The organism is Brucella sp. TWI432 (genome assembly GCF_039674445.1).
In the GTDB taxonomy this organism is placed as follows: domain Bacteria; phylum Pseudomonadota; class Alphaproteobacteria; order Rhizobiales; family Rhizobiaceae; genus Brucella; species Brucella chromiisoli.
The window spans coordinates 57329-70436 of record NZ_JBDJNL010000005.1; the positions used below are offsets into that span (position 1 = coordinate 57329).

A 13108-nucleotide genomic window follows, 5' to 3' on the forward strand; every position below is an offset into this window, starting at 1 on the left:
AAGCTACACTTACACCTTCGGCGCAGGGTTTCCCCCGACTTTCCAGAGTTGCCTTACCCGCCTGCGGTTCCTTGTACCTGAGAGATTTCGGGCGATTTCCCCTTCGGTGGCCAACTTGCATCAGCTCTCTCCCGCAGACAAACAGTGACAGAACGATCTCGTAAAACACAACGCTCCATCACACGACATGATTGACTTATCTCAATCCGCTTTGGGAGTCATGCAGAATTGTTGCCTTCAACCGACAAATTCCCGGATTTTTGCGACAAGAATCTGCGCGCGCCCGTTATGCAAAAGAACTTTCTAAGTAGGAGCGAGACGAGCATGGACCGACCTATCCATTAACGCATTAAAAAGGATTATGTCAGTGGAGCGCCTTAAAATCAGTGATTTGGTCATGTGGTGAGATGATTGTGATTATAAAATGACCAAGTCGCGCAAAATCCATGCAATCGACAGGCTAAATTGCACAGCAGCTATGCAAATCTGGCTCTGCAACTTTCGAAGCGAGCAGCCTATATGCTGTGGGCAACAAAGAGATTTGATTTTTGACTAGGTGAGAGAAATGAACCTGATCCGCTCGTACAACAACTGGCGCCGTTACCGTAACACTGTAAACGAACTGAGCCGCCTGAGCCCACGCGAACTGAACGACCTCGGCATTATGCCTTCGGAAATTCCATTCGTTGCACGTAAGGCTGCTGCTCGCTAAGAGCGCGCCATCAAAAGGCTTAAGCCTAATAAGAACCGCGACACTTAAAACCACGCGGTTCTAAAGTTTTCAGAGTTTTCACCGGGGTGTTCCCTCCTCCCATTTTCCTCGGTGATCTCAAGACCGGACCTCCTCCTCCCATTCCGGTCTTACCCTAAATGACACCTGCCGCTCCTCCCGCGGCGGGTGTTATTTTTTGTTCAAATGAGCCGCAAACAAGCAGATTATTTGGCAGCCACGACCTCGATTTCAACCTTGAATTCTTCGCGCGTAAAGCCGGAAACAATCATCAGTGTCGAGGCTGGTGCAGGCTGCGGAAACAGACGGTCCCGCACATCCATATAGGCACGCATATAAGCGCGATCCGTCACATAAGCATTGATGCGCACGACATTGGAAAATTCCATACCGCTATCGCGCAGGATACGGCGGATATTTTCAAAGCAAAGTTCTGCCTGTGCACCTGCATCTTCCGGCACGGAACCATCCGGCGCAATGCCAAGCTGGCCAGAGCAGAATACCAGCTCTGCCCCTGCATTTACTTTCACACCATGGCTATAAGCAGCAAAAGGTGCGGCCATATCGGCTGGCAGCAGATGTTTCAAAACAGTCATTCTATATCCTTAAGTCTTTGGCGCTGCTGCGAGCAATTCTTTGAGCCGTGCAGCGCCCGCTGCAATATCGTCTTCAGTGGGGTTGATACCCGCTGCAAGAAGCCGCCGGGCGATCATGTGATCCGCCGGACGGTTGATGGAATCGACCGCAATCAGCTTGTCGCCCGCGAAATGAAATACCGAGAACGCATTATCTTCGAGGTTGCCCAACACAATATGACGGTCGGCATCGAATGACAGACCAGCGGTCTGCAACTTCATGTCACCCTGATCCGACCAGAACCATGCCACATCACGAAAAGGGGTGCCGCGACCAACAATCGAGCGTGCAACATGCTTGGCTTGATCGGTCGCATTCTGCACTGATTCCAGTCGAACGCGACGACCTGCATGGAAATGATCATAGCTCACGCAATCGCCAATCGCATAAACATGCTCACTCGACGCACGCATATGCTCATCCACCACAATGCCATTATCGACAACAAGTCCGGTGTCGCGTGCAAGCTCGACATTTGGAACAGCACCCGTACCCAGCACCACCATATCAGCCGGGAAAAGCGTACTATTGGCTGTTTTTACACCTGTCACGCGGCCGTCTTCGCCTTCAATGGCCTCAACACCCACACCTGTCAGAAGCGTAATATCCGCAGCACGGCTGCGTGTTTCAACATGCGTTGAAATATGTGTGGCAACCGAACGCCCCAGTACGCGAGGAGCGGCTTCAATCAAGACCGTCTTCTTGCCAAGACCGACTGCGCTATGCGCCATTTCAAGGCCGATAAAGCCACCACCGATAATCACCACATTTTCAACGCGTGGCATCATCTCGGCAATGCAGCGCGCATCCTCCAAACGGCGTAGCGTGACAACACCACTCAGATCAACGCCCGGCATATCAGGAATGCGGGCGCGCGCACCGGTCGCAAAAACCAGCTCCGACCAATTGAGCATCTCACCGTCATCAAGCGTGACAGTCTTATCCGTCAAAGACACATGCTCAACGCTGCGCCCAAAAAGCATTTCAATATTATTATCGCGATAAGCGCTCTCCGGGCGCAGCACCAAAATCCCGCTTTCAGGTGCTTTCAGATAAGACTTGGAAAGCGGCGGCTTGTGATAGGGGATGTCCTGCTCATCATTGATCAGGACGATTTCGCCCGCATAGCCTTCCTGTCTCAGACTGATTGCAGCCTGCGAACCTGCATGGCCCGCACCAATAATAATGCATCTGTTGTCCATCGGACCTCCGGGGATTTTCCGCGTATCATAATCATGTGGCGGGCTGTCGCGTGGCGAAATCGTCACGGATTCACACCTTAATTGCATGCATCGCTATTTTTTTAAACATTTAGTTTGACCGATCGGTCAGATTGTTTAGTAAAAAGCTTTACCGCCTCCCAAGAATGCAGGAGCCACCACCTTGAAAAGATATTGGTCTGAGTACACGAGCGAAGCGTTTTCCCGCCTCGAGCGTGAGAAGATCGTGGCGGTTCTGCCCGTCGGCGCAATTGAACAGCACGGGCCTCATCTGCCACTGGCGGTGGATGCGGCGATTGTGGATGGCATGGTCAGAGAAACCATTGCCCGCCTGCCCAATGAGAGCCACGCGCTTTTTCTGCCAACGCAGGCCATCGGCAAAAGCAATGAGCACAGCCTTTACCCCGGCACGCTGACATTCTCGGCAGAGACTCTCATTCGCATGTGGTGTGAAATTGGCGCCTGCGTTGCCGCAAGCGGCGTTCGCAAAATGGCACTGCTCAACAGCCACGGCGGCCAAATCACCGTCATGGACATTGTGGCGCGCGAATTGCGTATCAAACACAATATGATGGTGTTCAGCGTCAACTGGTTTGGCCTCGGAATGCCGGAAGGCGTTTACAGCGAGCACGATCTCAAGCACGGCATTCATGCCGGTGACATGGAAACCTCGGTCATGCTCGAATTCCACCCCGATCTGGTGGACATGTCGAAGGCACAGAATTTCCGCACACTGACCGAAACACTCGCTTCTGATTACAAGCATCTGTCACTCGGCGGTGGAGCGAAGCCCGCTTGGCAGATACAGGACATCAATCCTTACGGCGCCGCTGGCGATGCTACGCTCGCATCTGCCGAAAAAGGTCGTAAGACCATCGACTTTGCTGCCGAGCGGCTGGTCGAAGTTCTGGCCGAGATTGAACGAGCGCCGCTCTCGTGGCTCGATAACCAACCTGCCTGGTAAGGACGATGAGCGTGGCCCCCAACTCGCAAACACCATCTTCCCTGATTGATATAAACGGCGTTTATAAGCAATATGGCACGGGCGTCATTGCGGTCAGCGATATGTCGCTCAAGATTGAACAAGGTCAATTCGTAAGCTTCCTCGGCCCATCGGGCTGCGGCAAGAGCACAGCGCTGCGCATGATTGCAGGGCTTGAATCCATTTCGGCAGGCGACATTCGTGTCAATGGCCACACACCGGGCAAAGGCCCCATTGGTGCGCAGGACATCGGCTTTGTGTTTCAGGAACCGACGCTCATGCCGTGGGCCAGCGTTTTCGACAATGTTTATTTGCCGCTGCGTCTTTCCGGCATGTCGCGCAAAGATGCCACGCCGCGCGTCGAAGAAGTGCTCACACAGGTAGGTCTGTCGCGCTTTGCCGATGCCTATCCGCGTGAGCTTTCGGGCGGCATGAAAATGCGCGTTTCCATTGCCCGTGCACTGGTCACACGTCCGCGCCTTCTGTTGATGGATGAGCCTTTTGCGGCACTTGATGAAATGACGCGCTTCAAGCTCAACAATGATGTTTTACGGCTCTGGCAGAAACATGGCCTCACTGTGATCTTCGTTACGCACAGTGTTTACGAGTCTGTCTATCTTTCAAACCGCGTCATCGTCATGGCTGCACGCCCCGGACGCGTGGTTGCGGATATTGCGATTGAAGGCAGCTATCCTCGCGCTGAAAATTTCCGCACCACGGAAGCTTATGCAACAGATTGCGCCCGCGTTTCCGATGCACTCACCGCAACGCTTTCGTCGCAAGACATTGACCACTGAGGACAGGGAAATGCAAAACCAAACGCCTGTTCTGAATTCCGAACAACACCGCCTCGCCCGTCGTGAGCGCAATCTGCGTATCATCATGCCAACACTTGCGATCATCATCGCACTTGGCATCTGGGAAGGACTGGTGCGCTATTACAATGTGCCGCATTACCTGATCCCTGCTCCGTCGCTCATCGGCGAGACGCTGATCAAAGACGGCCCATCGCTGATGAACTCCATGTGGTTTACAGTTAAGCTCACGCTGATTTCGCTGCTCTGCGCGATTGTCGGCGGCGTTCTGCTCGGCATGATCTTCGCACTGTCGCGACCAATCGAAATGGCTTTCTTTCCATTTGCCGTCATTCTTCAGGTGACGCCAGTGATTGCCATTGCACCGCTGATCCTGATCTATGTGCGCGATACGTTTTCAGCCCTGCTGATCTGCGCGTGGATCGTGGCCTTCTTCCCGATCCTGTCAAACACAGTCATCGGCCTGCGTAGCGCGGATCATAATCTGCGTGATCTGTTCAAGCTTTATCGCGCCTCACCGTGGCAGCGACTGCGCTATCTGCTTGCGCCAAGCGCCCTGCCTTATTTTATGGCAGCACTCAAGATCGCTGGTGGGCTCTCGCTGATCGGTGCTGTGGTGGCTGAATTTGTTGCAGGCAGCGCCGGCCAGAGCACTGGCCTCGCCTCGCGTATTCTGGAATCGAGCTTCCGCAATGAAATTCCGCGTATGTTTGCCGCCCTTTTCCTCGTTTCGCTGCTGGGCATCGTAATTTTTCTGATCACAAGCTGGCTGTCGCGCCTTGTGCTGGGACGCTGGCATGAAAGCGAGATTCGTCGTGAGCGTTGATATGTTGAAAGGCATCGCCATTGCTGGCCGCAGTGGTCACTACGACATCTGTATCGACGATGGGCGCATTGCATCGCTGACGCCAGCGCAAACAACAGGCGGCGGCATTATCACACCACTCTTCGCTGATGTGCATGTGCACCTCGACAAGACATTCACTATTAGCCGCATTGCCGAGCGCGGCAGCGCCAAAGTCGAATGTCTGTTCGATGCCATTGATCTGATGAATATCGACCGCGAGAGCTGGAATGCGGACGATATTCGCACGCGTGCAATACGCGGCCTTGAGGCGGCCTATGTGCAAGGCGTTGGCGCGATGCGAACCCATATTGACTGGACAACGCCAGATGTGCCGACCGCGTGGCCAGTGCTGAACGAGCTGCGCGAAGAATGGAAAGACCGTGTTGACCTTGAACTCGCCGCCCTTATCCATGGCGATCTTGTGCTTGATGCAGGTTCAACAATTGCTGAGCGCGTGGCAACAGATGGCGGTGTGCTTGGTGCTTTCTTCTACCGCAATGCTGATCTTGAAGCCAAAATAGAAGAAATGTTTCGCCTTGCCGTGCAGCATGATCTCAAGCTCGACTTTCACGTCGATGAAGGACTCGAACTGGAAGCCGATGGCTTCTCGCTGATTGTTGCTGCAACCAAGCGTCACAATATGGGGGGGCACGTTCTTTGCGGTCATGCCTGTTCGCTTTCGCTTCGCGAGCCGCAAGAACTGAGCCGCATTCTTGATGCTGCCGCAGAAGCAGGTACAGCGCTTGTATCGCTTCCGACATCCAATCTCTACCTGCAAGACAGACTTGGCGGGAAATCACCGCGGCTTCGCGGTGTAGCACCGCTGAAAGAAGCGCGTCGGGCAGGCATGGACGCTATGCTCGGCTCCGACAATGTGCGTGACGCTTTCTATCCCTATGGCGATTACGATCCGCTTTCGGTTCTGCGTCTGGCAACACCGGTCTGCCACCTTGAGCCGGATGAATGGCTCGACAGCATCACCACCCTGCCCGCCCGCTTCATCGGAAGCGACCGCGTTCAAGAGCTGTTTGAGGGTGGGCGCGCAAATTTCATCTGGCATGACGCCACAGACATTAATGATCTCATCAGCCGTCCGCAGGCGCGTCGCGTCGTCTGGCGCGATGGTATAAAAATTAATCGGAGAACCCCATGAATTCTGCCGCACCACAGCGCATCTATGACTGGGCCGCGTTTCGCGCCGAAATCGAAGGCATCCGCATTTATGACGACCCCAAGCAGGTCGAACTGCGGTCTCGCGATTATTTCTGGTATAGCCCGATCCTGACGGAAGATATCGGCCATTATTTGGGCGACCTCGTCGTCATCCCGAAAGATCAGGATGAAGTGCGCCGCGTGGCGGCCGCAGCAGCCAAACTTCGCATTCCAATCACCGTTCGTGGTGGCGGCACCGGCAATTACGGCCAGTGCGTTCCGCTTGAAGGCGGCGTCATTCTCGATATGACCAAGATCGACCGCATCATCGCAATCGAACCCGGCAAGGTTCGCGTTGAAGGTGGCGCACGTATTTCACGCCTCGACGATGCTGTGCGCGAAACGGGTCAGGAGCTGCTGATGTATCCCTCGACCCGGCGCATTGCCACCATTGGCGGCTTTTTCTCAGGCGGATCGGGCGGTATCGGCTCCTTGCGTCACGGCATGTTGCGCGATGACGGCAACGTCTTTTCTGTAAAGGTTCTCACCGTTGAACCGGAGCCGAAAATTATCGAGCTTACAGGCCGCGACATCCATAAGGTGCAGCACGCCTATGGCACAAATGGTATCATTCTTGAGCTTGAAATCGGTCTCACCAAAGCGACAGAATGGGTGCATACTGCTGCATTATTCGATACTTATGAGGCAACGCTGAAATTCTGCCTTAAAGCGCTCGAAGACAATCTCGACTGTTATCTGCTGACAACGGTCGATCGTCGATTTGCACGTTTCTACACCAAGTTTGGTGATCTTTTCCCGTCCGACAAGGATGCAGTTTTTGCAATGATCGCGCCGGAAGAAGTGGCGCGTTTCGAACGGCTGGCCACAGAGTTTGGCGGTAAGGTTTCCTTCTCGATGACACTGGATGAGTTGCACAAGGCGGGTTTACAGCCTGCTTACGAATGCGGCTGGAACCACACCACTCTTCAGGCGCTGAAGGCTGAGCCGGGCTGGACCTATTTGCAGGTGGCCTATCCACGGCCGTTCGACGTCGATGTGGTGACACGCCAGATCGGACGCTACGGCGACACTCAATATATGCATCACGAAATGGCGCGCCTGGAAGGCGAAGTGCAGATTTTCGCCCTGCCGCTTGTGCGCTTTGAAGGCCGTGATGAAATGTACCGCCTGATCGATGAACTCGAACAGGTTGATGGCTGCGATATTTACGATCCTCACGCCTATACCATCGAAGATGGCGGCATGAAGGAAATCGACAGCGTGCAGATCGAATTCAAAAAACAGGCGGATCCTTATGGACTGCTTAATCCCGGCAAAACCCGTGGCTGGACCACCGACATGGCATTGAAGAATTAATCAAGGGGAACCAAAATGAAAAAGACACTCGTTGCAGGACTTGCTGCACTCACCATGGGCCTTTCCGCACAGATGGCCTATGCACTCGACAAGGTGACACTCGGCACCAACTGGCTGGCACAGGCCGGTCACGGCGGCTTCTATCAGGCCGTTGCCGATGGCACCTATGAAAAATATGGCCTCGATGTACAGATCGAAATGGGCGGACCACAGGTCAACAATCGCCCAATGCTGGCCGCTGGGCGTCTCGACTTTCTGCTGACGGGCAATCTGCTTTTGTCGTTCAACAATGTTGCCAATGGCGTGCCTACCACTGTTGTGGCTGCTTTCTATCAGAAAGACCCGCAGGCACTGATGGCACATGAAGGCGAATACAAAGATTTTAAAGACCTCGCCAATGCGGAAACGATCCTGATCTCCAAAGACGGTCAGTTCTCGTTCTGGCCATGGCTGGTCAAGGAATTCGGCTTCAAGGACGAGCAACTCCGTCCTTATGGCTACAGCCTTGCGCAGTTCCTTGGCGACAAGAAAACCGTACAGCAGGCCTATGCTACAGCCGAACCGATCTATGCTGAAAAAGAAGGCGCGAAAGTCACAACCTTCCTGCTCGCTGATCAGGGCTTTAACACATACGCGAACACCATTGAAACGCGTCAGCAGCTGATCGAAGAAAATCCGGAACTGGTGCAGCGCTTTGTGACAGCCTCAATCGAAGGCTGGAACAACTTTCTCTATGGTGACAACAGCAAGGCCTATGAGCTGATCCTCAAAGACAACGCGGATATGAGCAAGGAAACGCTGGATGCGGAGCTTGCACGCCTTAAAGAATTGCAGCTTATCGACAGCGGCGACACGCTGGAAAAAGGTATCGGTGCCATCGATATGAACCGCGTCAAGGCGTTTTACGAGCTGGCGCGCAAGTCTGGCATCGTCAGCGGTGATGAGCTGGATATGACCAAGGTTGCAACCGATGCCTTTGTTAACAAAGGTGCAGGTCTCGACATCAAGAAGCAACTGGGCCAATAAGCGCCTGTAATTAAGATAGCGGCTGGCACGTATGACAATAGATGACCAGAATGATGAGAACGAACTGACCGGACGAGACAAGGTTCTCGACCGCAGGCGTCGCATTCAGGGTGCTATTCGCACAGCCGCTATCGATGAATTTGCAGAAAAAGGGCTGGTCGGCGCATCAACGCAGGGCATCGCCCAGCGTGCTGGCCTGACCAAGCCGCAGCTTCATTATTACATTTCAAGCAAGGAAGAGCTATACGAAGATATTCTTATCTTCATCCTTGATGAGTGGGAGGATATTTTCTTAGGCGTCAGCAGTGAAGAAGATCCGGCAGAGGTCATCCGGCAATATATTCGCGCAAAACTTAAATACAGCCAAAAAAATCCAAAGGCCTCCCGCCTCTTCACGACCGAAATCGCCAATGGCGCACCGTTCCTGAGCCGTCATTGGAAAAAACACGTCTCTGCAACCCACAATGCGGTTAAGCTCATTCAGTCGTGGGTTGATGATGGACGCATCAAGCCGGTGGATCCGCTATTGTTTCAGATGCATATCTGGGCGGTTACCCAACATTATGCAGATTTTGAAGCACAGGTCCGCAGTATGATGTCGTTGAGTAAAGACGAGCCTCTGGACCTTGATCGCATCGAAAAGGAAGTCTCGACGCTGTTTTTGCGCGCCTGCGGGCTGGAATAAACTCGGCTCCAAATGAAAAGGAGCAGGCTCCTCCCCAAGAACCTGCTCCCGAATGCATCGCCCCCCGCCAAAGGTGGTCGATGCTAAAAAGTATATCTTCCAAGGCAAAGCCTCTCAAAGCCAGAAGAAGATATATATAATACTGGACAACTTTAACGCACGTTTGCGCTGATATGCAACCTCATTCTTGTTATAAATTTGTCTAATTTGAAGTTCCTTTGCAAAGCCATAAACAAAGAAAAGCCCGGCATAAACCGGGCTTATCGATTATCTGGGCTGCTTATTCAGCAAGCCATTCCTTGATCCGATCAGGATGCTCGGCAATATATTTGTCGACAGCCTTTTCATAAGATGTTTCCTGCGCTTCAAACATTGCCGTTTCAAGCTCACTGATCGGAATGCTCATCTTGGTAAGGAAAGCGGCCGCCTTGGGGTTATCTTCCTTGAAGCCTTTGCGGGCAATCGCATCGACATGCTCCGCACCACCCAATGCACCTTCAGGATCAGCAATATAACGCAGCTTATATTTGCCGAACATCCAATGTGGGCTCCATGACGTGGCGACAAACCAGCCATCCGAACGTGTCGCACGATCAACCGTCGTCAGCATCGCGGCTTCACTGGAAATATTGAGCTTGTAATCAAGGCCATATTTCTTGATTGCCTCTTCAGACAGACGGGTAAGGCCAGCACCCGGATCGATGCCTTGAATCTCGCCCTTCAGCTTCTCGCGAACTTCTGGCTTTTTAAGGTCTTCGATTGAGCTGATTTCGCTTTCAGGAATGTAATCCGGAACGATCCAGCCAAGCTTCGCACCTTCGTAAAGCGGTCCGAGATTTTCAACCTTGTCTTCCACACGCTTGTAATAATCGGCATGCGTTTCCGGCAGCCAGGCCATCATCATGGCGTCAATATCACCGCGGCTTACGCCCTGATAAAGCGGTGCAACATCGGTCTGGACCAGTTCAACCTTCTGGCCAAGATTGTCCTGAATAATCTTTGCAGCAAGCTTCGTTACAAATTCTGCATCAGACCATGGGGCCCAACCAATTTTTACGGTTTTGCTATCCTGCGCGAAAGCTGCTCCGGCAGTCATGCTGCCTGCAACAACGGCTGCGAGGCCAATTTTGGTCAGTTTACCGAACATAGTTTCTCCTTTGAATTGAATCTGTTCCCGATTTTTATTCATGCTTCCTGCTTGCGGAACGATGACGAGGATGGCTCTTCGCTGGTCTTTTTCATAAAGGACAGCTTTTTGAAGAACCCCAGCACGCCGCCGGAATTTCCTTTGCCAAAGCTTTGCGTTATGCGGTCAAGAATGACGGCAAGAATGACCACTGCAAGGCCGCCTTCAAAGCCCTTGCCGACATCAAGACGCTGGATACCCGTCAGAACCGTATTACCAAGACCGCCAGCCCCGATCATCGATGCGATAACCACCATCGAAAGCGACAACATGATTGTCTGGTTCATACCGGCCATGATCGATGGCATGGCGTTGGGGAGTTGCACCTTGAAAAGCAACTGCCGTGATGTGCAACCAAATGCGAGACCCGCTTCGACAAATTCGGCATCAACCTGGCGGATACCGAGATTGGTCAAACGCACCACCGGCGGCATTGCAAAGATGACCGTCGCAATTGTACCCGGAACAGCGCCAAGGCCAAAAAACATTGCTGCCGGAATAAGATAGACAAATGCTGGCATGGTCTGCATCAGATCAAGTACCGGACGAATAACGGATGCGACCGTGTCGTTGCGCGCCATGGCAATGCCAAGCGGAATACCAATAACCACCGCGATAATCGTGGAGGCCAGCACGAGCGACAGACTTTCCATGGTGCCAATCCACAGCCCCATATGAATGATGAGTGCAAGTGCCAACACCGTGAAAACTGCAAATTTCCAGCCAACGCGCCACAACGCGAGCAGAGCGAGAATAGCAATACCGGCATAGGGTGGAATTGCCAGAAGTGCGTTTTGAATACCGTCGGTTACAAAGCCGATGGTGGCTGCGATCATGTTGAGCGCGGGCGTAAAATGATCGAGGATATAATTGACGAATGTATCCGCCCATCCGCCGATACTGAAATTCAAATCCATGGTTTACCGTCCATTTCAGATCGAGTTACCTATGGCCGGGCAAATGCCCGAAAACCTGAGATCGTGTGGGGCGCAATTCAACCCGTGCGGCCCAGCGTCTCAAGCAATGCCGATTTACTGATAGCGCCGAGATAGCGATTGTGCCGATCGGTGACAGGCACCGGCCACGGGCTTTCAGCCACGCGCATCAAAAGCCCTGAAAGCGGCGCGTCCGCTGGTATCGCTACAGCAGCGTCCGGATGTTCACCATCAGCCTTGACACCGCCGTTGAGAAGCGCATCGCGTGTGACCACACCGCGATAAATGCGATCCGCATCAAGAAGCACGCCATATGACTTGCCGCTTGCATCCAGCTTTTCCAATGCCGAAGACAATTGTGCCGGATCGAAGACAATCAATTCGTCTTCACGCGCCACATCTGCAGCTTTGAACACCCGCGAAACATCAACGTTGCGGAAAAATGAACGCACATAATCATTGGCAGGCGCCGAAACGATTTCGTTTGGCGTTCCGACCTGGACGACCTTACCATGTTGCATGATGCAAATACGGTCGCCAATACGCATGGCTTCATCAATATCATGGCTGACGAAAATGATCGTGCGGCTGTTTTCAGCCTGAAGACGCTTCAATTCATCCTGCATTTCCGTACGAATAAGCGGATCTAGCGCGGAGAAAGCTTCGTCCATCAATAGAATTGTCGGCTCACTCGCCAAAGCACGGGCCAGACCAACACGCTGCTTCATGCCACCTGAAAGCTGATCCGGCATCGAATGCGCGTAAGGCTCAAGACCGACCGCTGCCAGCGCTTTCAATGCATTTTCATGCCGTTCGGCCTCGCCCATTCCCGCAACTTCAAGTCCGAATGAAGCGTTGTTTAATACGGTTCGATTGGGAAGCAGGGCAAAAGACTGAAAAACCATGCTCATGTCGCGTCGACGAAGGTCAATCAGCTCACGCTTCGACATTTTGACAATGTCACGGCCATCAACTTCAATGGAACCGTCTGTGGGCTCGATAAGCCGGTTTAGCAGGCGTAACAGCGTCGATTTACCTGAACCTGAAAGGCCCATGATGACGAATACTTCGCCTTCTTTAATATCGAAACTCGCGTTGTCTACGCCGATTGTAGCACCATGATCACTGTGTATCTGGGCTTTTGATTTACCTGCGCGCAATTCCTGCATTGCGCGCTTCGGATCGTCGCCGAAGACTTTAAACACGCCATTCAAGCTTATCTTTGTCTTAGCAGGCGACTTCATACTATCTTCCTTGTATAAAATACCATGCATTATGTTTAACCCCGCTGTGCTGGCGGGTTTAATCTCCTTATTAACATCATTATTTGCTCATTCATGCGCGAATTTGACATGCGCAACTTGCAGGCAGTGAGCAGCCCACAATGAATGATTAGCGTTTGGTGTGTTCTATTTATATAGGTCATTTCCAGACATGTCCACCCACAGTCACGGATTCATCTTTGCGCACCCCGTCCCCTTGTTCGTTTTTGATGGGGTACGCTACGAAATATGAGG

The 13108-nt window shown here is 52.7% G+C and carries 13 protein-coding genes and 1 riboswitch; of the genes, 8 read left to right on the forward strand and 5 right to left on the reverse strand.

The window, feature by feature from the left end; all coding sequences use genetic code 11:
- Positions 1-54: 54 nt before the first annotated feature.
- A riboswitch (glycine riboswitch) is annotated at positions 55-144 on the reverse strand.
- Positions 145-565: 421 nt separating this feature from the next.
- Positions 566-712 carry a DUF1127 domain-containing protein gene (locus ABE527_RS09940; protein ID WP_084486680.1) on the forward strand — a complete coding sequence of 49 codons (147 nt, stop codon included), beginning with the start codon at positions 566-568 and terminating at the stop codon, positions 710-712.
- A gap of 224 nt (positions 713-936) precedes the next feature.
- On the opposite strand, the gene ABE527_RS09945 is transcribed toward ABE527_RS09940, so the two are convergent.
- Positions 937-1326, reverse strand: a complete 390-nt coding sequence (locus ABE527_RS09945; RefSeq protein WP_499696817.1) for a RidA family protein — start codon at positions 1324-1326, stop codon at positions 937-939.
- Between the two features lie 9 nt (positions 1327-1335).
- Positions 1336-2568, reverse strand: a complete 1233-nt coding sequence (locus ABE527_RS09950) for an NAD(P)/FAD-dependent oxidoreductase (RefSeq protein WP_499696908.1) — start codon at positions 2566-2568, stop codon at positions 1336-1338.
- A 181-nt stretch (positions 2569-2749) separates the two neighbouring features.
- Here ABE527_RS09950 and ABE527_RS09955 point away from each other — a divergent pair, with 181 nt between their 5' ends.
- Genes ABE527_RS09955 through ABE527_RS09985 form a run of 7 tightly spaced genes read left to right on the forward strand, consistent with a single transcriptional unit; the run spans position 2750 to position 9470 of the window.
- Entirely contained in the window at positions 2750-3550 is an 801-nt protein-coding gene (locus ABE527_RS09955; RefSeq protein WP_499696818.1) for a creatininase family protein, read from the forward strand.
- Positions 3551-3555: 5 nt separating this feature from the next.
- The gene (locus ABE527_RS09960; protein ID WP_499696819.1) at positions 3556-4365 is read left to right on the forward strand and encodes an ABC transporter ATP-binding protein; all 810 of its coding nucleotides are present in this window, start codon (positions 3556-3558) and stop codon (positions 4363-4365) included.
- 10 nt (positions 4366-4375) lie between these two features.
- The gene (locus tag ABE527_RS09965) at positions 4376-5209 is read left to right on the forward strand and encodes an ABC transporter permease (RefSeq protein WP_265984346.1); all 834 of its coding nucleotides are present in this window, start codon (positions 4376-4378) and stop codon (positions 5207-5209) included.
- Positions 5181-6383, forward strand: a complete 1203-nt coding sequence (locus tag ABE527_RS09970; protein ID WP_499696820.1) for an amidohydrolase family protein — start codon at positions 5181-5183, stop codon at positions 6381-6383. Before ABE527_RS09965 ends, ABE527_RS09970 begins: the two co-directional genes overlap by 29 nt.
- Positions 6380-7759 carry an FAD-binding oxidoreductase gene (locus ABE527_RS09975; protein ID WP_499696821.1) on the forward strand — a complete coding sequence of 460 codons (1380 nt, stop codon included), beginning with the start codon at positions 6380-6382 and terminating at the stop codon, positions 7757-7759. The genes ABE527_RS09970 and ABE527_RS09975 overlap by 4 nt, the downstream gene beginning before the upstream one ends.
- Positions 7760-7774: 15 nt before the next feature.
- On the forward strand, positions 7775-8785 hold the full coding sequence (locus ABE527_RS09980; RefSeq protein ID WP_499696822.1) for an ABC transporter substrate-binding protein: 1011 nt from the start codon (positions 7775-7777) through the stop codon (positions 8783-8785).
- 31 nt (positions 8786-8816) lie between these two features.
- A complete protein-coding gene (locus ABE527_RS09985) occupies positions 8817-9470 on the forward strand; it encodes a TetR family transcriptional regulator C-terminal domain-containing protein (protein WP_265984355.1) in 654 nt (217 codons plus the stop codon).
- 280 nt (positions 9471-9750) lie between these two features.
- Here ABE527_RS09985 and ABE527_RS09990 read toward each other — a convergent pair whose 3' ends face one another.
- The 3 genes from ABE527_RS09990 to proV all read right to left on the reverse strand — a co-directional run bounded on the left by ABE527_RS09990 (position 9751) and on the right by proV (position 12835).
- On the reverse strand, positions 9751-10617 hold the full coding sequence (locus ABE527_RS09990) for a glycine betaine ABC transporter substrate-binding protein (protein WP_265984356.1): 867 nt from the start codon (positions 10615-10617) through the stop codon (positions 9751-9753).
- Positions 10618-10655: 38 nt separating this feature from the next.
- On the reverse strand, positions 10656-11573 hold the full coding sequence (locus ABE527_RS09995; protein WP_499696823.1) for an ABC transporter permease: 918 nt from the start codon (positions 11571-11573) through the stop codon (positions 10656-10658).
- 77 nt (positions 11574-11650) lie between these two features.
- On the reverse strand, positions 11651-12835 hold the full coding sequence (proV, locus tag ABE527_RS10000) for a glycine betaine/L-proline ABC transporter ATP-binding protein ProV (RefSeq protein WP_499696824.1): 1185 nt from the start codon (positions 12833-12835) through the stop codon (positions 11651-11653).
- Positions 12836-13108 lie beyond the last annotated feature (273 nt).

Bases quoted from the DNA above. Each gene is read 5' to 3' on its own strand.
- ABE527_RS09940 (WP_084486680.1), top strand. From the start codon at position 566: ATGAACCTGATCCGCTCGTACAACAACTGGCGCCGTTACCGTAACACT.
- ABE527_RS09945 (WP_499696817.1), bottom strand. From the start codon at position 1,326: ATGACTGTTTTGAAACATCTGCTGCCAGCCGATATGGCCGCACCTTTT.
- ABE527_RS09950 (WP_499696908.1), bottom strand. From the start codon at position 2,568: ATGGACAACAGATGCATTATTATTGGTGCGGGCCATGCAGGTTCGCAG.
- ABE527_RS09960 (WP_499696819.1), top strand. From the start codon at position 3,556: ATGAGCGTGGCCCCCAACTCGCAAACACCATCTTCCCTGATTGATATA.
- ABE527_RS09965 (WP_265984346.1), top strand. From the start codon at position 4,376: ATGCAAAACCAAACGCCTGTTCTGAATTCCGAACAACACCGCCTCGCC.
- ABE527_RS09970 (WP_499696820.1), top strand. From the start codon at position 5,181: ATGAAAGCGAGATTCGTCGTGAGCGTTGATATGTTGAAAGGCATCGCC.
- ABE527_RS09975 (WP_499696821.1), top strand. From the start codon at position 6,380: ATGAATTCTGCCGCACCACAGCGCATCTATGACTGGGCCGCGTTTCGC.
- ABE527_RS09980 (WP_499696822.1), top strand. From the start codon at position 7,775: ATGAAAAAGACACTCGTTGCAGGACTTGCTGCACTCACCATGGGCCTT.
- ABE527_RS09985 (WP_265984355.1), top strand. From the start codon at position 8,817: ATGACAATAGATGACCAGAATGATGAGAACGAACTGACCGGACGAGAC.
- ABE527_RS09990 (WP_265984356.1), bottom strand. From the start codon at position 10,617: ATGTTCGGTAAACTGACCAAAATTGGCCTCGCAGCCGTTGTTGCAGGC.
- ABE527_RS09995 (WP_499696823.1), bottom strand. From the start codon at position 11,573: ATGGATTTGAATTTCAGTATCGGCGGATGGGCGGATACATTCGTCAAT.
- proV (WP_499696824.1), bottom strand. From the start codon at position 12,835: ATGAAGTCGCCTGCTAAGACAAAGATAAGCTTGAATGGCGTGTTTAAA.